A 24,809-nucleotide genomic window follows, 5' to 3' on the forward strand; every position below is an offset into this window, starting at 1 on the left:
TGCGGAGATTGTGAAAAACTAGCTTTTTCTGGCGCGTTTATTCGATCATGAAGAAACTCTACGCCTTCCCCCTCCTCGCGTTGGTTTTGCAATCTTCTGCACTGGCAGAGGGCAAAATAACCACCACTGCTGCCGCCAGGCAGATCGATGCGCTTCTGGCCAAAGACTGGGCGGCTAACAAACTTCAGGGCAACCCACAGACCGACGACAACACCTTTGTCCGTCGCATTTACCTGGACATCATCGGACGCATTCCAACCACGCGTGAAACCGAGGACTTCCTGAATTCCAAAGATGCAGACAAGCGCGCCAGGCTGATCGACAAGCTGCTTGGCTCGGAAGCCTATGTGCAGCATTTCTTCAACTACTGGGCGGATGTGCTGCGCGTGACCTCAAACGGCAACCAGACGGGTGGCATCACGGGGGCGGCGTACGCAAACTTCGTCAAAGACAGTCTTCGCAAAAACCAGCCCTACGACCAGTTCGTGCGGGAAATGGTCGCCGCGCAGGGGAAGGCCTGGGACAACGGCGCCATCGGCTACTACATGCGTGACCGCGGCATGCCGCTGGACAACATGGCCAACACGGTGCGTGTGTTTCTTGGCACGCGCATCGAGTGCGCGCAGTGCCACAACCATCCGTTCGACAAATGGTCGCAGATGCAATTCTACCAAATGGCGGCCTACACCTATGGTGTGCAGACGCAGGATTACGGCGGCGACACCATGTCAGGCGTGAGCGATTTGCTGCGCGAAAAGGAAAACGCAGTGCGTGCCTCCATCAAGGAGCCGCAGAAGCCTCAGCGTCCGAACGTCAACGGCAAGATGCCTGCCGAGGAGCGTGAAAAGCTGCAGAAAGAGTACGCCGCCGCCTACAAGAGCTACGAGGCGGAGATGAAGGAAGTGAACAAAAAGCGCGAAGAAGCACGCCAAAGCCTCCGCAAGGAGCAGCGTGGCTATCAGGAAGCGATGAATGATGTGCGTGACAACCTGCGCTACACCTCGGTGAGCAGCCGTGACCGCAAGCCCTCTCTGCCGCATGACTACCAGTACACGGACGCCAAGCCGAAGTCCCTCGTGGAGCCGAAGACGATGATGGGACACGAGTGCATCACCCAGCCGGGTGAGACGCCGCTGCAGGCTTACGCGCGCTGGATGACCAGTCCGGCGAATCCGCGCTTCACCACCGTGATCGCCAACCGCCTCTGGAAGCGTGTGTTTGGCCTCGCGCTTATCGAGCCACTGGACGAACTCATGGACACCACCGTGCCGATGATTCCTGAAATGGAAAAGCACATCGAGAAACTCGTGGTGGACATGAACTACGACATGAAGGCCGTCCTGCGCGTCCTTTACAACACCAAGGCCTACCAGGCCCAGGTCACCCGTGAAGAGCATTCTCCCGGCATGGTTTATCATTTCACCGGGCCACTGCTGCGCCGCATGAGCGCGGAGCAGATGTGGGATTCGTTTGTGACCCTCATCAATCCCAGCCCGGACATGGTCAACGAGGCCAATCGAGAAGTCATGGAGCAGCGCATCCTCCAGGCCAAGAAGATCGCCGATGGTGTCGAGGCTCTTTCTCCTGAGGAAGCGCTCGAAGGCCTGAAGAAGGCCGCCGATATCTACAGCAAGAACCGCGAGCGCACCGATGTGCAGCAGAAGCTCTTTGCCGAGGCGCGTGCCGCTTCCAAAGAAGCCCGTGACGAAGCCGAGGCCATGCCGGACGGCCCGGCCAAGGTGGCGGCGATGGCAAAAGCAGATGAACTGAAGAAGAAGTCCGATGCCATTCGCAGCGAGGTCAATCGCATTCAGAGCGAAGGCCGCCGTGTCACCTACGCTCAGGTGATTTCTCCGGGGCAGAAGAAGCTCTATGAGAAAGTGACCGGCAAGCCGTACCAGACTGTTTCGATGACGACGAAAAACAATGGTGCTGGCGCTGATGCCTCCCCTGCCATGATGAGCGGTGGCGGAGACATGATGATGATGGCCAATGGAGCCAAGGCTGAAAAAGTCGTCATCCCCGGCTATGACCGCAAAGCCCTCACGAAGGAGGAGGAGAAGGCCATCGCCCAGAAGACGCAGGCCGCCTACGCTGAAGAGGCGGATTTCTTCGGCATCAAGGATGAAAAGGAGCGCCGGGCCTACATCAGCACCCGTGCGCAGATCAGCCGCAGCACACTGCGTGCCGCTGAACTGGAAAGTCCCGCGCCACGTGGCCACTACCTGCGTGAATTCGGCCAGAGCGACCGCGAGACCATCGAAAATGCCAACAACGACGCCAGCGTGCCGCAGGCGCTGGCCATGATGAACGGCAGCCTGCTGCCTCAGATCACCAGCAAGTACAGCCAGCTCATGCTCACCGTGAACAAGGCTCCCTATCCGGATGACAAAGTGGATGCCGCCTACATGACCCTGCTCTCCCGCAAGCCCACCGCGGCCGAAAAAGCCGTCTGGCTCAAGGCGCAGGACAGCGGCCTTTCCAGCATGGAGGACCTCGTTTTCTCCCTTCTGAACACGCAGCAGTTTATTTTCATTCAGTAAGACACGACAAACCCAACACCACACGCGCACCTCCCATGAAACAGGAACTTGCCTCCAAACTCGTCCGCTCGGGTGAAATCACCCGCCGTGACTTCGCGGCCAAAACTGCCAGCTCCCTTCTCGGAGTCGGTCTGCTTGGCAATTCGCTCACCAGCAAATCCTTCGCGGCCTTTGAAGGCTCCTCGAAGCTGAAACAGGCTGCGACTGCGAAGAATGTCATCTATTTGTACATGAGCGGTGGTCAGACGCACCTCGACACCTGGGATCCCAAGGAAGGCGTGGAAACCGCCGGCCCGGTCAAGCCGATCAAGACCAGCGCCGATGGCGTGCGCATTTCCGAATATCTGCCCCTCACCGCGCAGCAGATGCACCACGGCACCGTCATCAATTCCCTCTCCTCCACCCAGGGTGCGCATGAGCAGGGCAACTACATGATGCACACCAGCTACGAAATGCGCGGCACGATCCGCCATCCCGCCATGGGCGCCTGGCTCAATGTGTTTCAGGGCGGTGGCAACAGCACCCTGCCGAACTTCGTGTTCATCGGCAATGACAGCCGCCATCCCGGCGCGGGCTTCTTCCCCGCCGCACAGGCTCCGCTGTTTGTGAGCAACCCTGAAAACGGACTCAAGAACATCAAGAACGGCAGCCCCGAAGAAAAGTTCCAGGCCCGCATGAAGCTGGCGGATGAACTCGACAAGGACTTCCGCACCACCTTCCCGCACCGCAATGTGAAGGCCTATGCCGACATGTATGATGATGCCATGGCGATGATGAAGTCGGAAGACCTCAAGGCCTTCGACCTCAGTGAGGAGCCCGGAGAACTCCGTGCCGCCTATGGCAAGGAAGCCTTCGGTCAGGGCTGTCTGCTCGCCCGCCGTCTGGTGGAGCGCGGTGTCCGTTTCGTGGAAGTTTCCCTCGGCGGCTGGGACACGCACAACGCCAACTTCGTGGCCGTGCCTGACCGTTGCGAAACCCTCGACAAAGGCCTCGCCACTCTCATCTCCGACCTGCACAACCGCGGTCTGCTGGAAGACACCCTCATCGTTCTGACCTCTGAGTTCGGCCGTACGCCAGACATCAACCAGAACGCAGGTCGTGACCACTATCCGAAAGCATTCTCCGGCGTCATGTTCGGCGGCGGTGTCAAAGGTGGCTACACCTATGGCAAGACCGACAAGGAAGGCCGTGAGGTCGTCGAAGACAAGGTCAAGATCATGGACTTCAATGCCTCGATCGCCTATGCCCTCGGCCTGCCGCTGGATCAGGTGATCTACAGCCCCAGCAAGCGTCCGTTCACGATCGCGGACAAAGGCCAGCCGATCACGAATCTCTTCGCTTAAGTCACGAGATACTGTTCAGGTTTTCAACACGCGATGCCGCAAGGCATCGCGTGTTTTGTTTCGTTTGTTCGTTTCAACCAAACAGCGCCGCCACCGGCTTGCCACCATCCGTGATCGGTACAGGCCGCGTCCCATCCATGAGTTCCTTGCTGGGATCAATGCCCATCGCCGCATGAATCGTCGCGTGGAAATCCACCAGAGGCACGGGATTCTCGACCGGCTTCTTGGAAAGTTCATCACTCACGCCATAAGCGCCGCAGTGGTTCAAACCGCCGCCGGCCAGAACCATGGAGAACGTCGTGCCCTGATGCCCACGTCCGCCGCGACCATCAAACTCCGGCGGCCGCCCAAACTCGGTGCCTACAACGATGAGGGTTTTGTCGAGCAGCTTCTTGTCCTTCAAATCCCGGATCAGTGCAGCGAGGGCGGTGTCGAGCTCCTGAATGAGCAAGTGCTGGTTTTTGTAGCCTTCGTTGTGAATGTCCCAGCCGGTCCCGTTCATGAAGTTGAGGTTGTGGGAGACTTCGATGAAGCGCACGCCGGCCTGCACCAGGCGGCGTGAGAGCAGGCAGCGCTGGCCGAATTCTCCGCCGTAGGCATTGCGCAGCGCGGCGGGCTCTTCCTTGAGATTGAAATGCCGCATGAACTGCGGGCCGGAAAGGTTCAGCGCCTGCTCCTGGGCGGCCTTGTAGTCGGAAATGGCAGACTCCTTGGGCGCGCGTGACATCAGCGGAGCCAGAAGCTGCTCGCGGGTGAGGGCGCGTTTTTCATCCACAAAATCCGGCCGGGTAAATCCAGCGGGGCCCGTGTTGGTGTCTGTGAGATAGACATAGCCGGCCTTTGCGCCGAGGAAGCCAGGGCCGCGGCTCACATTCGGATAACCGATAAGAATGTAGGGCGGCATGCCTTCACCAGCGGCCCCACGCTCGTGGGAGATGATGGAGCCGACGCTGGGATAAACCACATTGCCGGAGATCATGCGCCCGGTATGAACAATGTTCGTGGCGAAGGCGTGCTCGTCGATGACGTGATGGTTCACCGTGCGCATCACCGTCACGTGCTCCATGACCTTGGCCGTCTGGCTAAGATGTTCCGTCACCTGCACGCCGGGCACAGCGGTGTCTATGGCTTTGTACAGCGAGCCGGCGATCTTGGTCTTGTCCGTGTTGTTGCCCAGTTTTTTTGGGTCAAAAGTGTCAATTTGCGCCATGCCGCCGCCAAGCCAGATGAAGATGCAGTGCTCCGCCTTGCCCTTCGGGGTGTGGACAGGTGTGTTGTTCGCAAACAACGGTGCCGCGCCAAAAGCGGCGGCGGAGGTGAGGAAGGAGCGGCGTTTCATGATGTGATGAGCTATAAACGCAGAATCAGGCCGGTTTTCACTTTCCGGGGCATCTCACTTTCGTGGGGTGGGTGGATTAACCAGCTTTGTCTGCAATGCGGTATTTCCAGTAGTCGGGATGGCGCTTCTCATGCATCATCGCAATAACATAAACAGCGTTGCTGTGTTCACGATAGATGATGGCTTGAGAAAAACGGATGAGATTCAGTCTGCGATAGTTTCGATAGATGAAATGTGCATGAGTTGGGTGCTCACAAATGCGTTGAAACGCAGATCGCACTTCTGCCAGAAATTGTATGGGAGCACGATCACTGTGCTCAGCCAGGATAGTTGCCCAGTCTTCGATTTCAGCCTCGACTTCAGGATGCAGCTGCAATTCGAGCATGGACGCGGGCTTCAACCTGATTTAACGCTGCAAAGGCATCCCGGCACTGCACTCTTCCGGAGGTGATTTCATTCCAGCGCCTGTCGATCGTTGTTTTGAGTTCTTCTGAGACAGTGTCCGGACTCACGTCGGCAAACAATGAGTCTCCGATCTGCCAGTAAACTTCTTCGCGCTCCGCCTGGGGAAGCTGTCGAACCTGTTCAAGGATTGCTGAAGCTTGGGAACTCATGGCAGAAGTATAATGACGCGACCCCAGACCTCAAGGGCTAAACTCCCACTCCGGCGCGTTCAGCAGGGCCCAGAGCACGTCTTCCATGCGTGCGCGCCATTCGGCATTCAGTTTTTGCGTGGGGGGATCTCCGGCGCGGGCGGCGGTTTCCTGGGCCATGCGCACGGTGGTGGCTTCGCCGTCCAAGTGATTGGACCAGCTCACGTACTTCTCGCGGCTGCGCGTTTCTGCGGACAGGTCGCGGATCTCGGATTGTGGCACGATGCGCTTCTCAAATCCGGCGCTCAGGTGCTTCGTATAAAGCGCGCGCTCCTCCGCGGTGGGGTGGCGGGTGAGCAGCTTGAGGAAGAGCTGGTCGATGAACTGATCCAGCGATTCGTCTTGCAGCGCGAGTGCGGTGATGCCGTGGTCGTCGCTCAGGCGGGTGAGCCACACGCCTACAGTGCCGTTGCTGAGGATGGCGGGTTGCAGCACGTTGGGGTCGGCATCGCGCTTGCTCACGGGGTCCTGGCGGGAGCCGCGCCAGCCGAAGGCGCTGAGCACATCTGTCACGGCCTGGATGCGGGGCAGGGCCAGGCTGGGGCGGTCGCGTTCATTGCTCGTGCTGGTGAGCATCCAGCTGTGGTGCGGCTTGCCCATGTGAATGGCGTTTTTGAGATCGCGCGTGTTGTCGATGTCCAGGCACACTTCTTCGGTGTGGAAGGGCTTGCCGGTGGCGGAGAAAAGCGAGTCCACAATCTGCTCCGCCTGCAGCCGGCGCGGCGCGGGGCTGGTGAAAAGCGGGCTGGTCTGCTTCAGCGCAGGATCCGTGGCGCGCTGGTAGGCCTGACTGTTCAGAATGAGGCGGGCGAGGTGCTTCACATCGTAGCCACCGCTGACCAACTGGCGGCCCAGCCACTTCAGCATCTCGGGGTGGGTGGGCTTGCCCTTCTCCCAGTCTTCGATCGGCTCCACAATGCCGCGCCCCATGAAGCGCGCCCACACGCGGTTCGCGATGACCTGCGCAAAACGCTCGTTCTGCGGCGCGGTGATCATGGCGGCCAGCACGTCGCGGCTGTCCTTGGGATCTTCCGCCAGCTTTGCGGCGGCTTCATCGCAGAATTCGGCGAAGGGCCACTTCGGCTGCACCTTGGTGCCCGGCTGCAGCGTCACCTGGATGAGCGGCTTGCGGCCGCCGGCGTGGATCTTGTCCATCGGCACGCTGCTCGTCTTCGGCACTTCGATCTCCTTTGTGCCCAGCATGGCTGCCAGCTCAAACAGATCCTGCTGCAAAGACTTGCCGGTGGGCGAGTCATGGCAGCGCGCGCACTTCATCTCCACACCGAGGAAGGCCGTGCTCACGATTGTACCCTTAGCCGCCATCGGCACATCATTCTGCGAGGCCGTGCCAAATCCGGCGGGGCCGCCCAGGCGCTCGCTGCCGCGCATGCGCAGCAGTTCGGTTACGAAGAAGTCCATGGGCTTGTTGTCCTGCAGGGACTCATACAGCCACCAGCGGAAAGGCCCCGTATTGTTCAGCGTGGGGTTCAGGATGTTCGGATTCTCCGCCAGCACGTCCTGCCAGTAGCCCATCCAGTTGTCCGCCCAGCGCGGGTCGGAGAGCAATTTGTCGATCACAGCCTTGCGGTCCGGATTCTTCTGAAATGCGGCGATCTCCTCCAGCGAAGGCGGCACGCCAATGGCATCCACATACACACGGCGCAGGAAGGTGAGGTCATCTGTCAAAGGCGTGAGCGTGAGGTGGTCTGCACGAATCTCCGGCCAGTGCGCGCCTTCCTTGATCCAGGTGGTGAGCAGAGTGATCTCGTCCTTGGTCAAAGGCTTGCCTTTGGGCGGCATGATCTCGTCTTCATCGCTGGCGGTGATTCGCGCGATGATGGAACTATGGTCCGGTTTCCCGGGATCCACCGCCGCGCCGTCAGACTTGCCGCCTTTCATCGCATCCGCCAGCGAGTCGAGATGCAGGCCGCCCTTGGCTTTCGCACCGCGATGGCACTCCGTGCACTTGGCTTCAAGGATGGGCTGGATGTCCTTGAAGTAGTCGATCGTTCCTTTGTGCGCATCCTGCGACTTCACGGTGGCGATCTTTGCCGCGATGAAGCCATCAATGCTGCCCTCGCCCGCGGGATTCTTCGCCAGCCACGCCTCGGCGGCCTTGCGGCGCGCGGCCCAGTAGGGTGCGGACTGCGCGCGCAGCTCGGCGCGCTTTTTTGCGTTCATTTCCGCGTAGTGCGCATTGCGCTCCTTTTCATAGGCGGCCCAGCCGGCGTCATTGTACGGCACCTCGAGCTTGCCCGGGGTGATGAGCTTCCACGTCTCGCTGCCCTGCGGGCTCCAGGCCACCACGGTCTCGCCCAGCTCCGGGCGGCGCACGCTCTTGCCCGCAAAGCTGCCCACCACTGTCTCCAGCACGATGAACTGCGGTTTGCCTGTGCCTTCAAATTCGCACCAGGATTCACGATTCCCAGGCGGCACAAAGCGGAAGTCAGGGCCAAGGTTCAGATATTCGTGCTGGTCTGCCACTAGATGATGCCCGTCGCTGTCATTCGGCGGGAAGGGTGTGGTCAGGATCGTCTTGTTGTCGATGTAGAGATTCGTGGCGCCACGGGCGCGAAGCAGCAGACGGTGCTTGCCTTTGGGGAAGGTCACGCTGGCGGCGGCACGCAGGAGGAAGGGCACATGGCGCTCGCCTCGCACGCCGGTGTCCACATACTTCTGCGGCACGTCAAAGAAGCCAAACACATCCTCGGTGTAAGTCTCGCCTACCTTGGGATGCTCGCTGGGCCAGGCGTTCGCATCGGGCATGCCTTCCTCGGCCAGTTGCACCAGCACACGGCCTGCGGGCACTTGTTTTTTGGCGATGGGAGGCGGAGGCGGAACAAACTGATACTTGGCCTTCAGAGCGGGCACATCGAGCGGGCCGCGGTAAATGGCCACGTCATCCAGCCAGCCGTTCAGCGAATGGGAGGCCGCCAGCGTGGAGCCACTGCCAAGCATGAGGGAGTCGCCATCTGTCACAGGGGCGCGGTCTGTCTCGCCGCCCATGTCCCACACGCCGTCGGTTTCGCGGCCGTCGATGAATCCTTTGATGCTCTTCAGTTTGCCGAAAGTGTAGGTGACGGCGATGTGGTGCCAGCCTGCGGTGGGCAGGGTGTCCTTCGACCACCAGCGGTGCCAGTCGCCCTTCTTGCCTGGCACATCCGCGCTGTGGAAGAGGAAGCCGATCTGCGCGCCGCCCTTCGCCGTCTGCAGCCGTAGCGCGTAGTTTTGATTCTCCGCACCGAACTCCTTTGTGCCCAGCCGCCCTTTGCCAATGATGTACGGTGTGCCGCCCATGGCCGCGGGCTTGACCCAGGCCTCCAGCGTGATGGTTTCATTCAGCCGGAAGCGCAGTTCCTCGCTGTCCGGAATGGTCAGGGCGGATTTTTTGCCGTCTCCGGTGAAACGCTGCGCGGTGTTGTCCTTTGTGTAGGTGGGAAAGGTGGGCGCACGGGGGCCGGCGTCCTTCCCATCGTCAAAGCGCCACTGCATCACCGGCTTGGCGATGGGCTTGTCCGTCGTATCATTGCCGCCGCTGTCATTCTGGGCGGTGGCAGTGAGGGCAGTGAGCAGGAGTGTGGCGAAAACGGGGCGCGTCATGCCCCTATCAACGCAAGATTGGCGCTGCTTTCAGCATTTTGGGCACCCCACTTTCGTGTGGGGTGGGGCCGATGGAGGTGGGGACGCTGGGGCCAGTGTCCCCGCCAGTTCACATCATGAAGCCCAGCGGGGGATTGCTGGCACTTGGGGTGTAGAAATTGCCAATGTTTGGCAGCACGAGCGGGAGGTCGGTGGGAGAAACGCCGAGCCAAAGGGCGAGCTCGGCGAAGAACTGGTCGCAGCTCGTCGTGGGGATCAGGCGGCCGCTGCCGGTGTCGAGCGGATTCTGCTCCGGGCCGGTGTCTGGATTCAGCGCGAGGCTGGGGAAGCTGCCGTAAATCTTTCTTCCCTGCACGCTGCCGCCAACGACGAACTGATTGCTGCCCCAGGCGTGATCGCTGCCCTGGCCATTGCTGGTGAGCGTGCGGCCAAAGTCAGACGCGGTGTAGAGCGTCACCTTGTCCTGCATGTTCATGGCCACGAGCTGATTGTAAAATGCACCGATGGCCTGGCTGATCTGCGGCAGCATCTGGCCCTGCAGATTGAGCACCCCGCTGTGGTGATCCCAGCCGCCCAGATTGACAAAGAAGGTCTGGCGCACCGCGCCGAGCGCCGCATGTGCATGCCCCTGGATGGCCTTTGCGATCATCTGCAGCCTGGAGCCGACGTAGCTGCCGGGAAAGCTGATGCTGCCCGGCAGAGAGGCGGCGGTGGCCGAGGTGAAGGCGTTGTAGGCGTCCAGCGCAGCTTTCTTCCGGGTATTGAAAGTCTGCATGAGAATGTTCGAATACTGCTGCGCGAGGTGGCTGTCCACGGACTGGCTGAAGGCCTGAGTGGTGGTGTCATACTGCTGCCAGCCGAAGTCGTAATTCTCCAGGGCGACGGCTCCGCCCGTGGTGATGGCGTATTCGGCATTTTGATGGCCGGTCTGCCAGACGTTGCTGCCGTCGAGCGAGATGTTCATCGGCACCTTTTGATTGGCATTGAGGCCTTGCAGCAGGTCGGCGGTGCGTCCCGCCCAGCCGATGCCGGAACGCTGGTTAGGCAGGCTGGTCTGCCATTGCTCGATCTGATCCGAATGGGAGTAAAGGCCGAGCGGGAGCTGTTTGGTGACCGCAGAGACCTGCGTGCGGTTTTGCACCGGCTCGATCAGCGTGCCCACATTGGCCACGAAGGCTGCTTGTCCGGCCTCAAACAGGGCCGCGATCTCCGGCATGCCGCCATGCACGGCAAAAGTGTTCTGCCCGGTGGGATGAATGTCGATGAGTGATCCGGGAGCGAGAGCGAGATTGGACCGTGTGGCCTGGTACTGCGCATACGCGGATGTCTCCCGCGGGACGAGCATGTTGAAGCTGTCGTTGCCACCGGAAAGGAAGAGACAGACGACGGCCCGGTAGTCACTGTTGGTGGGGGCAGTGACAGCGGCCAATTTTTCGGCAAAGGAGAGATTCAGCAGCGTGTTCAGCACTGGAATGGAGCTGACGGCCGCGCAACTGGCCTGGCCGAGAAACTGGCGGCGTGGTGAGTTAAAAGCGATCATGGCGGCAGGGGCGTCAGGGGTTAGCGCAGCACGTTGAATTCAGCCGAGGAAACGATGGAGGTGATGAGCTGGCGCAGCCGCTCTCGGTGCCACTGCCAGCTCGCATCTGGCGGCTTCACGCGATCGACCGACTCGCGCAGGCATTGAAAAAGCTGTGGTGTCATGGTGCCGCCGAGGAGCATGAGGTCCATGCGCCGGATGTGAAGATCCAGATCCATGAGGTTGGACACGCTGGGTGTGTCCTCATTGATATGGGCGGAGGGAATGATGTAGCCGAGTTCGGGGTCCAGATTCAAGCGAACGGCATAGTCGGCATTTCCCGAACCCCAGCGCGCCATGTCGTTGTTGCCGATGGCATTGTAGAAGTAATTGGCACCCGTGATGGCGGAGGTGGCGTTGAGGATCTGGAACTCCGGCGCGACCAAGCCCATCTGGGTGACGGGACCCGCAGGACTGTGTCCCGGCAGGAAGAAATTGAACACACTGGGAGAGTTTTGCGGATCCTGCTGATGGTCGAGATTGAACTGATCGAGAGGATAGCGTCCGGAGACCGAGGCGCCGTTGAAGGCACGGACGAGATTCACCACACGGAGAAAAGGTTCAAGCATTTTGCCAAACGTGGGGGAGTCCATCATGGCGGGATCGCGCGCCTCAGGATCCGTGAGGATGGCCTTGATGAAGGCCTTCATGTCTCCGCGCACGCCACTGCCGTTGTCGTTAAATTTCGCCGCCACCCGTCCGATGTAGGCGTGACTGGGATTGGAGGTGACGAATCGCTGGATGAGCAGACGCCCGACGAAGGGGCCGACGTTGGGGTGATTAAACAGATTGGTCACCGCGGCAGTGATGTCCGCCGTCCCGGCCGTGCCGGTGCTGCCGGACGAAGGTGTGCTGGCGGCCACCACGTAGCCGTTCAGCAGAGTTTTGGCTCCGCAGTCGTGGTAGGCGTCAAAAATCTTCATCGGGTGCAGGCGGTCGCCATTGATGAGATTGTTGGGATTGAAGGTGGCGCTGTCGTTCCAGGTGAGTCCGGTGAATACGCGGGCAAGTTCGGTGATGTCCGAGTTGCTGTAGGTCGGGATGAACTGCCCCGCCTGCGGATGCCCGACGGGGTATGTCTTGCGCGTGCCATCCGTCTCCAGCTGCCAGAGACCAATGGTGAAGAGCTGCATGATCTCGCGTGCGAAGTTTTCGTCGGGATGAATGTTGAGGGCCGGATTGGCCTTCTGATTACCCAGGTGGCTGAGGTAAACTCCCATCACAGGATGCATCGCCACCTTCTTGAGGATGTCGAGATAGTTGCCGAAGGCATTCTCTTCGAAGATGTCGTAGTAGTTGGCCATGCCTTCGTAATCGACCGCGAGAGTTTCGGGGCGGTCGGAGGTCACGAGGATCTCGCTCAAGGCAAAGGCCACGCGCTGGCGCAGGGGATCTGGCAGCTGCGTGGTGGTGGAGTCGGGTCGCAGCTTTGGCACGCCCATCGCACGTTCCCACCAGGCGTGCTCCTTGTAGTTGCCGTAAAGCGCCATGCCGTTGGCATATTGCAGCGCCCAGTTGGTGTAGGGCTGGATGTAGCCGATGGGGCGTGTGAACTGATCATCAATCCAGGCTTCAAGCCCCATGGCCATGAGCGCCTCCACATTTTCCGGAATGATGTCCGCATCGGTGTCGTCCTGATCCGGACCAAATGCAGCCTGGATGAGGAAGCGCGCGGCTTCTTTGGCGCAGGGCAGGGAGGAGGCGTCGCCCAAAGTCACAGTGGCGTTGTTGAGAGCGCCCACGGAATAGCCTGTGCCGCCCGTGACCGTCACCACAATGGATTCGGCGCCTTCGACTGCCGCGTCATTGATGGGAGAAAGTTCGATCCAAGCCTCACGTGCACCGAATGGAAGGAAGACCTGCTGGGCAGCGATGTTGGTGGTGTAGTCGCCGTTGCGTGTGGCGGTGCCGGTGAAGGTGACATTGACGGTGAGCGCCTTCAGCCCGCCGCTGCGCCGTATGGCGAAGACGCCTTTGTCCGGCCAGTCTTCGCGCATGTCTCCATCGATCAAACCGACGGTGATGGTACTGCTGGTAGTGAGCGTGTTTTTAGCGCGTGTGAAGTCGTCCGTGTCGTTGCGGTCAGTGTGATTGAGCGCAGGATTGAAGCCGATTTTGACCTCCTCCCAGTCACTCAAACCGTCGAGGTCGGTATCTACATCACTGATGCCGAGTTTGAAAAACCAGCGGCTCTGTCCGTTTGTGTTAAGCGGAGCCAGGAGCGGGGTGCCATCGCCTGTGACGGTGGCCATCAGAGTGTAGTTGGCGGGATTGAGATCGGGGCTGCCGTAGATGCTGTAGATCTTGCCAGCTTCGCTGGTCCAGCCCAGCTGAACCTGGCCGGAGATGACCGGAGAAAGGGCCGACTGAGGAAAGGAGTGTGCGTCCAGCGGATTGGTGCCCGCCGCGCTCTCCTGCGCATTCGTCCATCCATCGTGGTCGGCATCGGCCAGGGCCTGCAGGCCGATGGCTCCATAGTGGAGCTCCCAAATGTCGCTCTGCAGATTGGTGTTGTTGTCGAACGCACAGGCGGAACCGGTGAGTAAAACCAGGACCAGGAGAAAACGCGTGTTCATGGTGGAGGACGGTCGCCACCATCTAAGCATAAGCGGGGTGAAATGGCGAAGCACTTTTGCAGCAGCGGGCGAGTGCCCGGGCTACACCTGCACCAGCCCCCGCCGGATGGCTTCCGCAGTGGCTTGGGCACGATCATTGACTTTGAGCTTCATCAAAATGCGGCTGACGTGCTGCTTCACCGTATCCTCACCGATGCCTAGGGTGGCGGCGATTTCCTTGTTGGCATTGCCACGCGTCACGAGGGCGAGGATCTCGCGTTCACGGGGAGTGATCTCCGGCTCGGACAGGCGTTCTTTGAGCCGCTGGGCAATGTCCGCAGGAAGGCTGCGCTCCCCTTTGGCGACCATGCGGATGGCGGCGAGCAGATCGTCGCGGGAGGAGGATTTTTGCAGGTAGCCGAGAGCGCCGGCTTTCAGCGCGGCCTGGATTTCATCGTCGCGCGCAAAGGTGGAGAAGATGAGGACGCGTGCACCCGGGTGTTCGGCCATTACGGCTGCGGTGGCCTCGATGCCGCTGATGCCGGGAAGCTGCAGATCCATGAGCACGACGTCGGGTTTCTTTTTGCCAAAAAGGGCCACCGCCTCCTCTCCGCGGTCGGCTTCTCCCACGACTTTTAAATCATCCTCCAGTTCCAGCGAGGCGACGAGGCCGCTGCGCACGACGAAGTGGTCGTCGATCAAGAGGAGAGAGATGGGAGAGGCGGACACGGTGGAAGAGGTCAAGGAGTCAAGGAGTCAAGGAGTCAAGAGGCAGGCAGATGGTGACGACGGTGCCCTGTCCGGGCCGGCTTTGCCAATCGATGTCAGCATTGATTTTGCGGCAGCGCTCGCGGATGCCCATGCAGCCGAAATGGCCGGGCTTGCCGGTGGTTTCCGTGCTGGAGGCAATGCCACGGCCGTTGTCTGTGATGCGAAGCGTCAGAACTTCAGCAGACGCGGAAAGTTGAAGGGTGATTTCTGTGGCCTGTGCATGCTTGAGCACATTGGTCACGGCCTCCTGGGCGATCATACGCAGATGGTGGGAGACCGGCCCTGAAATGGGCGGAACAGGCTGGAGGTCGAGCTTCAATGCGGGACCGTCCGGCGGCATGCGGTTCTGAATTTCACGCAACGCGCTGGGCAGGTCATGCAGCTGTGCCGTGTCGCGCAGGTCAGCCACAAGATTGCGCGCCTCGCTTTGAATACGTGAGACGAGACTGCGGGAGGTCTCGACAAGGCTGCGCGCTTTGTCCTCCAGGGGGCGTGTGGTGGCGGCGTCCAGGCGCAGGGATAGCCCAGTGAGCTCCTGCTCCAAGGTGTCATGAAATTCGCGCGCGATGCGCTGGCGCTCATCCAGCGTGGCCTGTTGCACGATGCGGCTGCTGAGTGCGCTGATCTGCCGCCTTTGCGCGGCGATCCACACGAACGCCAGCAGCACCACACCCGCGAGGATGCTGATGGCGATGACAAGCCGGCCTGCGGTCCAAAACGGCGCCGCACTCAGCACCCGGATGTCCGCCTCCGAACGCAACAGCAGGGAGGCTCGCTCTGCCTGAGAGCGGAAGCCTTTGTCGGTGGAAGATTCCACCAGGCAGATGCCGGTGAGTTCGACGGCTGCTCCTATCTCTACGGCAGGTGCATTGGGCTGGAGCAGGAACGCACGCAGCGGAGTGCCATTGGACGTGAGGCGCAGCTCGAAGCCATCCACGGTGCGGAAGAAGTCATTGAGCACTGCGGGTGAGGCGAGCTGCACCAGATCTGCATCATGTGAGCCCTGCTGAAACTCTTTGAGGGAAACCACCGCCGCCGCGGGCGCGACATCCGGCTCTGCTGCCAGCACGAGCGCATCGGCCAGCGAGGCGCTGAAGCCTGCCATGGTGGGAAAGCCGGTGATCTCCGCGGCATGGCCGGGCTCGAGTTCGGTGGATGCCAGAAGGTGAATCGCGATGGAGGGAGTCTGGGGAGTGGTGGGAACTGTCCCATTCTGCATCTCGCGCGGCGGTGGTGGGGGAAGGGAGTCGCGCAGGAAGACGCGGCCATCCGGAAAAGCAGCGAGAACCGTGCCGCGAATGCGGACGCGATGGTGGGGCTCATCCGCAGCGCCGAACTGCAGCAGGGTGACCACGGAGGTGATGGGAAGCGATGCGGCCTTTGGTGCCACCTGGGTGATCTCCACATCGTTCCAGTCCGTGACACGCAGGTAGGGAAACACGAGCTGACGGCGGTCGTTGATGCCACCTGCGGCGAGTGCGGTGATGCGCAGGCGTGCGTCGATAAGGTCCGGCGCGGTCTCCGCCGGAGCATCAATGCGCACCTCCAGCACACGGCTGCCGATGGCCATGCGCAGCACTGAGCGGTTTTCATCCAGTGGCGCCAGCGTGCGGCCCAGCCCTTCGACGATGACACGCTGGTAATGGAAGCGGCCCGTGGCCAGGTCGTCATACGTAGCGGGCACGGCTGTGGGCGGAGCTGCATGCCCGAGGACTTGCAGCTGGGAGACGTCCACCCCTGGGAAGTAAAGGCCCGAAGTCGTGGTGCCCTGGATGCGAACGTGATCCCCCACGCGCAGATCAGCGCGCGTGGGTTTAAAGTGCAGGTGGGTGCCAGCGGTGTCGTCCTGCACAAAAACGGTTCCGCCGTTTTCCACAAAGGCCACTGTCGCTGTGAGATCGACCGGAAGTTTTTCCAGGCTGCGTTCATACGGCAGCTTGCGGATGTCGATGGCGCGAGTCAGCGCTCCTTCCGCGAATAACGGATGCAAGAGAGTGAGTGTCGTAAGCAGGACGAACCAGCAGACGACGGGCACCCGGCCTCGGAGTCCGTTCTTCGTCATTCTGCATTCGTCAATCATTGGTCGGGTCCGCGCCACGTTGCAGTTTGCGCACCAGATCCTTCACCACATGGGCGCGGCGCAGGTCTTTGAACTGTACTTCGATGCCGGCATTGGCGGCGGTGGAGAAATCGATTGTGCCCAGGCCGAGCAGGCCTTTGATGCCGCTCTCATAGACGTCGATGCTGCGTATGTCGCAGATGCGCGCCTCCTTGGAGCTCTTGCCGATGATGCCCCAGATCAGCTCTACGCGTTCGCGTGTCACAATGTAGTCGTGCGAGTAGCGTGAAATGCCGATGGCGATGAGGGTGGAGGATGCGCAGAGAAAGGCGATGATGGAGTATTCAAATTGAATGATGAACAGCAGGCCACCAGCGATTGTGAGCAGGATGCAGAGCACCAACGCTTTGGTGTAGCCAAACCAGGAAGGATGAGCGTGGTGCAGAATGACCTCGCCGCTGGGGGAGAAGTCGCGGTCCTTCTTCGCCTTTTCCTCCAGTGCATCCGGATCCTCCTCAGGGTCCTCTTCGCCTTCGATCTCTTCGTCCTCTTCCTCTTCCGCGATTTCCTCCTCAGGGATCTCCGTGTCCGGGCTGAACTCCCGGTAAGCAGGGCGGGTGATGCGCGCCTTGCCACCGATGGCGCTTGGCTGCCGCATACCGCTGACGAGTTCTCCCACCGTGTGGGTAAACCCCGTGGCTTCGTCCACGCACATCTCGCCTCGTGCCAGCGAACCCCGTGCCACGAGCGTGTACAGATCCTCTCTCGACAGCGGTTCGCTGAAGGCAGGGTGCTGCTGGAGTCGGTAGCGGGCGGACATGAGGAAAGCCAGGTCGCTGCCAAAGAAGCACAGGCGGGCGGCCCGTGTCACGTCCAATCACTCAGCCTCGGGTGCTGGCGGCAGCAAATCTTCACGCAGCATCAAGTCGGCGACTTTGAGCAGCAGCAGCTCACCTTTCGGAGTACGGATGATCTCGCCCAGAAACGGCGTGAGGCGGTCCATCTCTGCGACGGCGGAATGCACCAGGCTGGCGATGATGCGCGCGTCGTGGCGGTGCGGCGGGAAAACGTTTGTCACTCGGAACATCACCTGGCCGCTTTCCCACTCGAGCTCGAAATTGCCAAGGTTCAGGTCCTTGTTTGTCCGCATGAGCAGCTCGCACACCGGCAGTCGGTGGGTGGCTGGCACCTGCAGCGTGGAGTTTGAGACGACGGTGATGATGTGCGTTTCGCCAAAAATTTGCACATGCAGGGGCACCTTGGTGTGGTGGGCTTCAAAGTCGGCCTCGATGACGGAATGCTCGGAGACTTCCCGGTAGTGCCAGCCCATTTCCTTGAAAGTGTTCAGGGCTGTGGCGTAGAGGGCGGACATGCGGCGTGATTTCAGACTGAGAATCTGAAATCCGATATCTGTGATTCCAGATGGTCGGGGCGGCGAGATTCGAACTCACGACTTCTTGCTCCCAAAGCAAGCGCTCTACCAGGCTGAGCTACGCCCCGAAGGTTGTTCCTCCGTCCAAAAAATCGAACGAGGGGCCGCGATAGTGCCGCAGGTTCGGACAGACGCAAGGAGAATGTCGAATGCAGAATGACGAATGTCGCCGAACCGCCTTCCGCGGCGACGGGTCAGCGGGACAGGGTGTCGAGGCTGATTCTCCCGCTGAAGGGCCCGATCTCCTCGCGCTGCCACCATTCACCGGTGGCCTGGCGCACTTCAGGGCTGGTAAAATGGTAGCGGTAGAGCCTCGCTCGCACCTGGGTGATTTTTTCGATAGGGAAGGGGGGCGGCTCCAGCAGGTCCCACACAGGCTTCTTGTGCTGCAGCAGCGCCCGGCAGAACTGCCCAAACCAGTGCATGGGAGAGGCGGGGTTGGCATCGCGCCTTGGATCGAAGCCGGGATACAGCGCTGCAAACCACATCTGCCAGTCGAGCCTTGGCTGGTGCGGGGCGATGAAAGGCGGCCTGCGCTTGAGGTCTCCGGGCTTGTATTTGAAATCGACCGGCAAAAAGAACGCGCCGTCATCGCTGACCTCCAGAATGATCTCGGGCCGCTGCTCGGTCATGTCCTGAAACAGACCGTAGGCATTGAAGCTGCGCGTGCGGGCGATCGGGGCGTCGAGCTTTTCGTGCAAAGTGGCGGACAGCTTAGGTTTGTACTGAGGTATGCGCCCGGCAAGAAAGGAGTCGGCAGCCAGCAGCGTGAAGAGCATCACGGGCAGAACCGCAGCCAGCGCGGGCCATTGCGGCCAGCGTTTGAAAGACGGGCGCTCAGTGCCGGGCTCGATGCGCAGCCAGCGGCGCACCCTCTGCAGCCACCAGCGGTCATCCAGCAGCGTGATGGCGAGCACGGCGGTGAGCAGGTCAAAGAAATTGTAGTTTCCCGTGGCGGAGATCATGGCCATGAGCCCGAGGAAGCCCAGCGCCGCCGCCAGCCGGCCCCAGCGTCCCAGGAAAATCGCAAACGGCAGGCCGAGTTCGATGAAATACATGATCCAGCAGCCTGCCACGTGAATCCAGCGCGGCGCTTGGTGGGCGAACCAGGAGAGGCCGTTAGGGAGGGGCTGCGTTTCGTAGTGGTAGAGCAGCGCCGTCATGTCATGCCAGGGCAGATCACCGCCTCCGATCTTCACATACCCGGAGAGAAACATCAGGCGGAAGAGCAGCCAGTGCAGGAGGAAAACGGAGCCGCGGGGTGGTTCCATCGGCCCACGCCAGGACCACAGCCGCCATGGAGCGATGAAGAGCGCCAGCAGCCCAGCCTCCAGCAGCAGGGCGTCCCACTGGTAGCCCATGAAAATCTCACCCGTGGTGGCAAAGGAGAGGTAGCTGAACCACAGCAGCGCCAGCAGCGGTCCCTGCGCCACGCCTGCCATCACCAGCACCGCGAGCACGCAGCAGGAGATCAGTATGCCATGGGCAAAAGCATCGCTGTAATGCCAGTGAAAGACCGAGGGCATCTGCCAGAACAGGGTGTGGTGCTCTCGCTCTTCAAACGCATGGATGTTTTCCATCAGCGACTTTGCCGGCAGGATGCCGTCTTCGCCCACCAGCCCGTCGTACTGCAGTCCCCAGGAGGCAAAAGCGATCAGGTAAATGCCCGCCAGCAGACGCGGAAAAAGCCAGCGGACGACCGTGTAGCGTCCGCGGCGGGAGTCGAGCCAGAGGATGGGGTTCATGGCATAGGAATGGTGCGCATTCCTCCATTGTGTCACCCAATACTTACTTGGATCAATTCCGATTCTTTTGCTTTCGGTATGCGGCGAGTTCCCCTCGAGTCATGAGTTTGTCGAGAATGGGGTGTTTGAGCTCCCAATACTTGAAGCATCCGATTGGCCCCATGGATGCATAACCGGTCTCATAACGAATTCGGGCTGCGACTCCTTTGTCATGATAAAGCGTGCAGATTTGGGTGTGGATCGGGCCAGATGTCATTTTCATCAAATGGGGTGGCCCCTTGAACTTCCCGAATTCGGCACGGACAATCGATTCAGCGCTGGCCTCGTAAAACTGCTGGTCGCAGAGCGACACCAGTCTCCGGGTTGTCCATACATACCAGTCGCCTCCATCGAAGGATGCACTCACGAGCGGGCGCTCATCACTTCCGAGTTTAGACCAGTTCTCGAAAAGATTGTCATATTGAACCGGCGAGCGCAGCGGCCCCAGTGGCAAGGCGGGAGCGCCGTCTGCTATTGAAGAATAACAGGCAAGCGACTTACGCAGCCAATGGGGCCGCTCCGCCGCCCGGGCAATGTGACAAGATTTTTGAGAGTTGGTCTAAGCGGTATCACTGGTGTCGTGTGGACAACACCAATGGGGTGGCTCGCCACCGGTCTCGCTTCATGGAGCTACGACAAATAAGATCCACCGCTATCGCCGCGATCTTTTGGTCACGAGTCATGGCTTCAACCGGCTGATTGAACTTACAAAGCAATCGCCTTCCGCGGATTCACATCCAGCACCTGCTTCAGATCGGCGTCGCTCATCCCCAGTTCCGCCAGCGCATTCGCCTTGATCCTCGGCACGGTCACGGTGCTGCCCACAAAATGCGTGCCATCCGGTGAGCGGGCCACGAGATCTTCGCCGATGAGGATGTCCCATCCGGCGAGCGTGTAGCGGCCGGGGCCCAGGCGAGCGGCGGAGATGGCGTCGGTGACAAAGACGGTGCGCTCCAGGCCGATGCCGGCGAGCCAGTTTTTCAGCACAAAAAACGGCACATGCACACCGTCCGGAATGAAGCAGAGCCACAGGCGGTCATGCAGGCTCAGGGCGCGCTGAATGATGTTGTCATGCCGGTGCATCTGGATGGGGCAGCCATTGCCGAGGTGGGTGAACATGGTCAGCCCGGCATCGCAAGCGGCGTTCAGCTGATCCAGAGAGGGGTCGCAATGCCCCGCGGAAACCGTCACGCCTTGGGAGGCCAGGAAGGCGGTCGTCTTGCTGCCCTCATCGTGTTCGGGGGCCAGAGTGACGAGCTTGGCAAGACCGGCAGCGGCGGTGAGCAGGCGCTTGGCGTCGTCCACATTCGCGGGCTTCACGGCTTGGGGCGGGTGGGCGCCGACGTAGCCTTTGATGGGATTGATGAAGGGCCCCTCGATGTGGATTCCGGTGATGATGCGGCGGGCTAGCTCGTCTTTTTCCCGCAGTTCCACCAGCTTGCCGATACGACGCTCCAAGGTGGGGATCTCGTCGGTGATGAAGGTGGCCAGGATGGCGTCACAGCCGTCTTCCGCCAGGGCCTCACAGGCATGGTGGAGGGATTCGGCGGTGAGGTTGTCGCCATTAAAGTCGGTGCCTGCGTAGCCGTTGACCTGGAGATCGAAAGGTTTCATGCAGGCATTGGAGCGGTTTCGGGAAGGGGAATCAAGGCTGGGAGGTGATGGCTTTTGGTATGAATGTTACTTGATTGAGAGGTCAGAGGGGGGCTGGACGAAGGGGTAGTCAGGGGGCAAGCCGCCTTTCCTCGTCGGCTGGCGTCTTGACCTCCTGATTGCAGATCCAGGCCCTCCCCAGCCAAGCCTCCTTATTTCCAGTGTTTACAAGCTATCGGTCTCGGCATAAAATCTGCTTGGTTTTTTCACGTCTCCCGAACTGGCGTGTAGCGCCAGGTTTTACCCCATCACTTTCTCGACTCAAGGCACATGATTGATCTTATCTCCAAAGGCGGACCACTCGTATGGCTCCTCATAGGGTGCCTATGCTTCGCCGGAGCGATCTTTATCGAGCGTCTGGCCTACTTTCACCGTGCCAGCATGAATGTGGGTGAGTTTTTGGCCGGGCTGGCCAGTCTGATCCGCCGCAAAAACTTCGCCGAGGCGTTGCAGGAATGCGTGGCCACGCGGGTCCCCGCCGGCCGGGTGGTCCATGCGGCCCTCCTCCGGCACCATGCTCCCCGCGAGCAGCTCAAGGAAATCGTGCAGGAGGCAGGTCAGCTCGAAGTCCCCCGGCTGGAGCGTTTTCTGGGAATTCTGAACGCCATCGCCCACGCCGCCCCGCTTATTGGCCTTCTGGGGACCATCATTGGCCTGCTCGACAGCTTTACCAGCCTCTCCTCTGCCAACGGCCTCGCCACTCAGGCGGACGTGGCGCATGGGGTTTATCAGAGCCTTATCACCTCCGCGCTGGGTCTGGTGGTGGCCATCCCCTCCTACCTTTCCTTTGCCTTCCTCAGCGCCCGGGCCCGCTCCCTGATGCATGATCTGGAGCGCGCAGGCATCGAGATCGTAAATCTGATCGAAGACGCCAACAGTACCGACAACATTGTGGAATTCCGTCAGGCGGAAGCCGCGCCGCCTCTGACCAAGGCCCGCGGACGTGGGATGAAGGGATAAGCGACCTCAGCGCATTTTCGGCTGGCCCAACCACTCCGCGCCTCCGATACTGCGTGTACTGCCGTACCCAACCATGAAGCTCGAGAGCCAACTGCCCAAGCAAAGCCCCTGGCTGTACACGGTGCCGCTGCTGAATACGATCCTGCTGCTGCTGGTATTCTTCCTCCTCAACAGCAACTTTGTAGTCCTCTCCGGCATCAAGGTGGACAAGCCGCAGTCGAACTCCCGGCTCACGGGCTTTGACCGCGCCCACATCATCACCGTCCCAGCAGGATTGGAAAATCAGCTCTATTTCGACGGAGTGCGCACCAGCACCGGGGAGCTGCGGGAGAAGCTCAAGGCCAGCCGCGAAGGCGAACGCCGCGCCATCATCCATGCCGCCAAGGAGGCGCCGCATGGCCGTGTCGTCGAGATCGGCAACATCGCTCTCGAACTTGGCTATGAAGTGGCCTATTCCACCGTGCCTCCCAAGGCATAAACCATCGCCGCCCACTCGATGTCTGCCAAATCCCATCATGACGAGCCGGCCTTGATCTTCGCATGGGGCGTGCGTGATCACTCCACGTGGCACCTCTTCGCCGCCCTCCTGCTGCTCATGGCCGCGATGGCAGGGTTCTTCTTTATCTTTCGCATCGTTCATCCGGTCACCCAACCCCTGCCGGTCACGCCGCAGCACGTGATCTCGCTGGATCCCAATAATCCAGCCGAGCTGGCGCTCATTCATCGGGCGCAGGATCGCAGTTTTGCGCTGCTGTGCGATTCAGAACCTGCGCCGCCGGCTGAGGCCAGAGGGCTGGTCTTCCTCCCGTCCTTTGCCGGTCATCAAATCAAGCTGCGGGAGCTGGACGCCTCCCCCGCCGCCATCCAGCAGCCGCGCCTGTTCACCGCCGCCGCGGGTGTGCTGCCGCCGGTGCCTCATCGAGTGGCTTCGTCCGTAGTGGCGCCACCAGCCGCTCAGCTGCGTGCCTTCATGAGTTCGGCGCTGGCAAAGCGAGGTCCGGCCAGTGTGGAGCTCAGCGGCATCCGGCTCACCCAGCCCTCACGTGTGCAGTTTCGTGTGGGTGTTGGCAGCGCCGGCCAGATCATCACCGCCCTGCCGCTGAGCAGTGTGGATGATGCCGAAATCATGCAGCAGCTGCATGCCGCGGTGCTTTCCCTGCGCTTCAGCCCGTCTGATGCAAAGAATGTGGACTGGGGTGAGATCTCATTCCGCTGGGTGGAGGCCCCGCCGCCATGATTCCCATCCCGCTCGGTGGTCTCATCATCCTCTTCATGGCCGTCGGCGTCTCCACCGTCTGCCTGCTGTGGTTTTACACCTTCTGGCGTGACCGCAAGCGCGAGGTCTATCGCCGCCGCATCGCCATCCAGTGCCGCATCTGCGGCACCGCCTATGCCTGCGAGGCCAAGCGCAAGATCGCCGTGACCATCTGTCCCGTGTGCCGCACGCCGAATGAGCGTAACAAGCTGCAGCAGATCTGAAGCTTGGAACTGAATTCCGCGCTCTGTGTGAAAGCAGGCTTGCTTTCCACACGCCTCATCGGCGACACTTGCGCGTATCCATCCAACCACCGTGTCCTCACGCGCATCCCATACCTCCGCCGACGCCATGCTGCCCGCTGCCACCGCTTTGCAAGCGTCCCAACAGATCGAATCCATCATCGCGCGTGTGTCGCAGATCATTCTGGGAAAGGAGAATGTCGTACGCCTTGCCGTGACCTGTCTGCTGGCACGTGGACATCTGCTGTTCGAAGACCAGCCGGGAGTGGGAAAAACGATGCTCTCCCAGGCGCTGGCGCAGGCTCTCGGCCTCGGCTTCCGCCGGGTGCAGTTCACCAGCGATCTCCTGCCTGCGGACATCCTCGGAGCCTCCGTTTACGATCGCGACACAGCGGCATTTCATTTTCATAAAGGCCCCGTCTTCACACAGGTGCTGCTGGCGGATGAAATCAACCGCGCTACTCCCAAGACGCAGTCAGCGCTGCTGGAGGCCATGGAGGAAGGGAAGGTGACTGCGGATGGAGCCACGCACCCGCTGCCGGAGCCATTCTTTGTCATCGCCACGCAGAATCCCTCGTCTCAAATCGGCACCTTCATGCTGCCGGAGTCCCAGATGGACCGCTTCCTCATGCGTCTGGCGCTCGGCGTGCCGGACCGCAGTGCGGAGCGCGCTCTGCTGGAAGGGCAGGAGCGGCGTGAAATGCTGCGCGCCATGCAGCCGGCGATGTCGTTCATTGAACTCCAGCAACTGCAGACTTGGACGCGTGCCGTGCATGCCGCGCCCGCGCTGCTCGACTATTTGCAGGACCTGCTGGCCGCCAGCCGAGTGCAGGGCCGCGGACTTTCTCCGCGTGCCGGCCTCTCGGTGCTGGCCGCCTCGCGTGCCTGGGCTCTGCTCAATGGCCGCGCGATGGTGCTGCCTGAAGACATTCAGGCGGTGGCAGTGTTCGTCATGGGGCACCGCCTGGAACATGCCGCCGATGGTATGAGCGGTGTCGATCTTGCACGGCAGCTCATCGCCGAAACTCCCGTGCCCTGATG

Annotated in this window: 19 protein-coding genes and 1 tRNA gene; 7 read left to right on the forward strand and 13 right to left on the reverse strand. The window is 60.8% G+C overall.

The window, feature by feature from the left end; translation table 11 throughout:
• The first annotated feature begins 47 nt into the window (after window positions 1-47).
• Window positions 48-2,543 carry a DUF1549 domain-containing protein gene (locus ACILSR_RS02800; RefSeq protein WP_395748205.1) on the forward strand — a complete coding sequence of 832 codons (2,496 nt, stop codon included), beginning with the start codon at window positions 48-50 and terminating at the stop codon, window positions 2,541-2,543.
• A gap of 35 nt (window positions 2,544-2,578) precedes the next feature.
• Window positions 2,579-3,886 carry a DUF1501 domain-containing protein gene (locus ACILSR_RS02805; protein WP_395748206.1) on the forward strand — a complete coding sequence of 436 codons (1,308 nt, stop codon included), beginning with the start codon at window positions 2,579-2,581 and terminating at the stop codon, window positions 3,884-3,886.
• A gap of 73 nt (window positions 3,887-3,959) precedes the next feature.
• Here ACILSR_RS02805 and ACILSR_RS02810 read toward each other — a convergent pair whose 3' ends face one another.
• The 13 genes from ACILSR_RS02810 to ACILSR_RS02870 form a co-directional block, all read right to left on the reverse strand.
• Window positions 3,960-5,225, reverse strand: coding sequence for a DUF1501 domain-containing protein (locus ACILSR_RS02810; RefSeq protein ID WP_395748207.1), 1,266 nt, complete (start codon window positions 5,223-5,225; stop codon window positions 3,960-3,962).
• A 76-nt stretch (window positions 5,226-5,301) separates the two neighbouring features.
• Window positions 5,302-5,610: a hypothetical protein gene (locus ACILSR_RS02815; protein WP_395748208.1), complete on the reverse strand. Its 309-nt coding sequence runs from the start codon at window positions 5,608-5,610 to the stop codon at window positions 5,302-5,304.
• Window positions 5,585-5,839: an addiction module protein gene (locus tag ACILSR_RS02820; RefSeq protein WP_395748209.1), complete on the reverse strand. Its 255-nt coding sequence runs from the start codon at window positions 5,837-5,839 to the stop codon at window positions 5,585-5,587. Before ACILSR_RS02820 ends, ACILSR_RS02815 begins: the two co-directional genes overlap by 26 nt.
• Window positions 5,840-5,869: 30 nt before the next feature.
• On the reverse strand, window positions 5,870-9,478 hold the full coding sequence (locus tag ACILSR_RS02825; protein ID WP_395748210.1) for a DUF1553 domain-containing protein: 3,609 nt from the start codon (window positions 9,476-9,478) through the stop codon (window positions 5,870-5,872).
• 109 nt (window positions 9,479-9,587) lie between these two features.
• Window positions 9,588-11,018, reverse strand: a complete 1,431-nt coding sequence (locus ACILSR_RS02830) for a DUF1501 domain-containing protein (protein WP_395748211.1) — start codon at window positions 11,016-11,018, stop codon at window positions 9,588-9,590.
• Between the two features lie 20 nt (window positions 11,019-11,038).
• A complete protein-coding gene (locus ACILSR_RS02835) occupies window positions 11,039-13,633 on the reverse strand; it encodes a DUF1800 family protein (protein ID WP_395748212.1) in 2,595 nt (864 codons plus the stop codon).
• Window positions 13,634-13,714: 81 nt separating this feature from the next.
• Complete coding sequence (locus tag ACILSR_RS02840; protein WP_395748213.1) at window positions 13,715-14,341, reverse strand: response regulator; 627 nt, start codon at window positions 14,339-14,341, stop codon at window positions 13,715-13,717.
• 19 nt (window positions 14,342-14,360) lie between these two features.
• Window positions 14,361-16,373 (reverse strand): sensor histidine kinase, encoded by a 2,013-nt coding sequence (locus ACILSR_RS02845; RefSeq protein ID WP_395748214.1) that lies wholly within the window; start codon window positions 16,371-16,373, stop codon window positions 14,361-14,363.
• An 82-nt stretch (window positions 16,374-16,455) separates the two neighbouring features.
• Entirely contained in the window at window positions 16,456-17,313 is an 858-nt protein-coding gene (locus ACILSR_RS02850) for a PH domain-containing protein (RefSeq protein ID WP_395748215.1), read from the reverse strand.
• Between the two features lie 6 nt (window positions 17,314-17,319).
• On the reverse strand, window positions 17,320-17,814 hold the full coding sequence (locus tag ACILSR_RS02855; protein ID WP_395748216.1) for a YbjN domain-containing protein: 495 nt from the start codon (window positions 17,812-17,814) through the stop codon (window positions 17,320-17,322).
• A 51-nt stretch (window positions 17,815-17,865) separates the two neighbouring features.
• Window positions 17,866-17,942, reverse strand: a tRNA-Pro gene (locus ACILSR_RS02860).
• Between the two features lie 126 nt (window positions 17,943-18,068).
• Window positions 18,069-19,619, reverse strand: coding sequence for a lipase maturation factor family protein (locus tag ACILSR_RS02865; protein ID WP_395748217.1), 1,551 nt, complete (start codon window positions 19,617-19,619; stop codon window positions 18,069-18,071).
• A gap of 744 nt (window positions 19,620-20,363) precedes the next feature.
• Window positions 20,364-21,272: an N-acetylglucosamine-6-phosphate deacetylase gene (locus ACILSR_RS02870; RefSeq protein ID WP_395748218.1), complete on the reverse strand. Its 909-nt coding sequence runs from the start codon at window positions 21,270-21,272 to the stop codon at window positions 20,364-20,366.
• 309 nt (window positions 21,273-21,581) lie between these two features.
• Between ACILSR_RS02870 and ACILSR_RS02875 the strand changes: the two genes are divergently transcribed.
• The 5 genes from ACILSR_RS02875 to ACILSR_RS02895 all read left to right on the forward strand — a co-directional run bounded on the left by ACILSR_RS02875 (window position 21,582) and on the right by ACILSR_RS02895 (window position 24,807).
• The gene (locus tag ACILSR_RS02875) at window positions 21,582-22,271 is read left to right on the forward strand and encodes a MotA/TolQ/ExbB proton channel family protein (protein ID WP_395748219.1); all 690 of its coding nucleotides are present in this window, start codon (window positions 21,582-21,584) and stop codon (window positions 22,269-22,271) included.
• Between the two features lie 73 nt (window positions 22,272-22,344).
• Entirely contained in the window at window positions 22,345-22,749 is a 405-nt protein-coding gene (locus tag ACILSR_RS02880; protein ID WP_395748220.1) for a biopolymer transporter ExbD, read from the forward strand.
• 18 nt (window positions 22,750-22,767) lie between these two features.
• On the forward strand, window positions 22,768-23,508 hold the full coding sequence (locus ACILSR_RS02885; protein WP_395748221.1) for a hypothetical protein: 741 nt from the start codon (window positions 22,768-22,770) through the stop codon (window positions 23,506-23,508).
• Entirely contained in the window at window positions 23,505-23,750 is a 246-nt protein-coding gene (locus tag ACILSR_RS02890) for a hypothetical protein (protein ID WP_395736920.1), read from the forward strand. Before ACILSR_RS02885 ends, ACILSR_RS02890 begins: the two co-directional genes overlap by 4 nt.
• Window positions 23,751-23,877: 127 nt before the next feature.
• Entirely contained in the window at window positions 23,878-24,807 is a 930-nt protein-coding gene (locus ACILSR_RS02895) for an AAA family ATPase (protein WP_395748524.1), read from the forward strand.
• The last annotated feature ends 2 nt before the right edge of the window (window positions 24,808-24,809 follow it).

Origin of the sequence: Prosthecobacter sp. (genome assembly GCF_044222565.1) — a bacterium.
GTDB lineage: Bacteria > Verrucomicrobiota > Verrucomicrobiia > Verrucomicrobiales > Verrucomicrobiaceae > Prosthecobacter.

Bases quoted from the DNA above. Each gene is read 5' to 3' on its own strand.
- ACILSR_RS02870 (WP_395748218.1), bottom strand. From the start codon at position 21,272: ATGAAACCTTTCGATCTCCAGGTCAACGGCTACGCAGGCACCGACTTT.
- ACILSR_RS02830 (WP_395748211.1), bottom strand. From the start codon at position 11,018: ATGATCGCTTTTAACTCACCACGCCGCCAGTTTCTCGGCCAGGCCAGT.
- ACILSR_RS02895 (WP_395748524.1), top strand. From the start codon at position 23,878: ATGCTGCCCGCTGCCACCGCTTTGCAAGCGTCCCAACAGATCGAATCC.
- ACILSR_RS02800 (WP_395748205.1), top strand. From the start codon at position 48: ATGAAGAAACTCTACGCCTTCCCCCTCCTCGCGTTGGTTTTGCAATCT.
- ACILSR_RS02815 (WP_395748208.1), bottom strand. From the start codon at position 5,610: ATGCTCGAATTGCAGCTGCATCCTGAAGTCGAGGCTGAAATCGAAGAC.
- ACILSR_RS02810 (WP_395748207.1), bottom strand. From the start codon at position 5,225: ATGAAACGCCGCTCCTTCCTCACCTCCGCCGCCGCTTTTGGCGCGGCA.
- ACILSR_RS02865 (WP_395748217.1), bottom strand. From the start codon at position 19,619: ATGAACCCCATCCTCTGGCTCGACTCCCGCCGCGGACGCTACACGGTC.
- ACILSR_RS02880 (WP_395748220.1), top strand. From the start codon at position 22,345: ATGAAGCTCGAGAGCCAACTGCCCAAGCAAAGCCCCTGGCTGTACACG.
- ACILSR_RS02890 (WP_395736920.1), top strand. From the start codon at position 23,505: ATGATTCCCATCCCGCTCGGTGGTCTCATCATCCTCTTCATGGCCGTC.
- ACILSR_RS02885 (WP_395748221.1), top strand. From the start codon at position 22,768: ATGTCTGCCAAATCCCATCATGACGAGCCGGCCTTGATCTTCGCATGG.
- ACILSR_RS02875 (WP_395748219.1), top strand. From the start codon at position 21,582: ATGATTGATCTTATCTCCAAAGGCGGACCACTCGTATGGCTCCTCATA.
- ACILSR_RS02855 (WP_395748216.1), bottom strand. From the start codon at position 17,814: ATGTCCGCCCTCTACGCCACAGCCCTGAACACTTTCAAGGAAATGGGC.
- ACILSR_RS02835 (WP_395748212.1), bottom strand. From the start codon at position 13,633: ATGAACACGCGTTTTCTCCTGGTCCTGGTTTTACTCACCGGTTCCGCC.
- ACILSR_RS02820 (WP_395748209.1), bottom strand. From the start codon at position 5,839: ATGAGTTCCCAAGCTTCAGCAATCCTTGAACAGGTTCGACAGCTTCCC.
- ACILSR_RS02825 (WP_395748210.1), bottom strand. From the start codon at position 9,478: ATGACGCGCCCCGTTTTCGCCACACTCCTGCTCACTGCCCTCACTGCC.
- ACILSR_RS02805 (WP_395748206.1), top strand. From the start codon at position 2,579: ATGAAACAGGAACTTGCCTCCAAACTCGTCCGCTCGGGTGAAATCACC.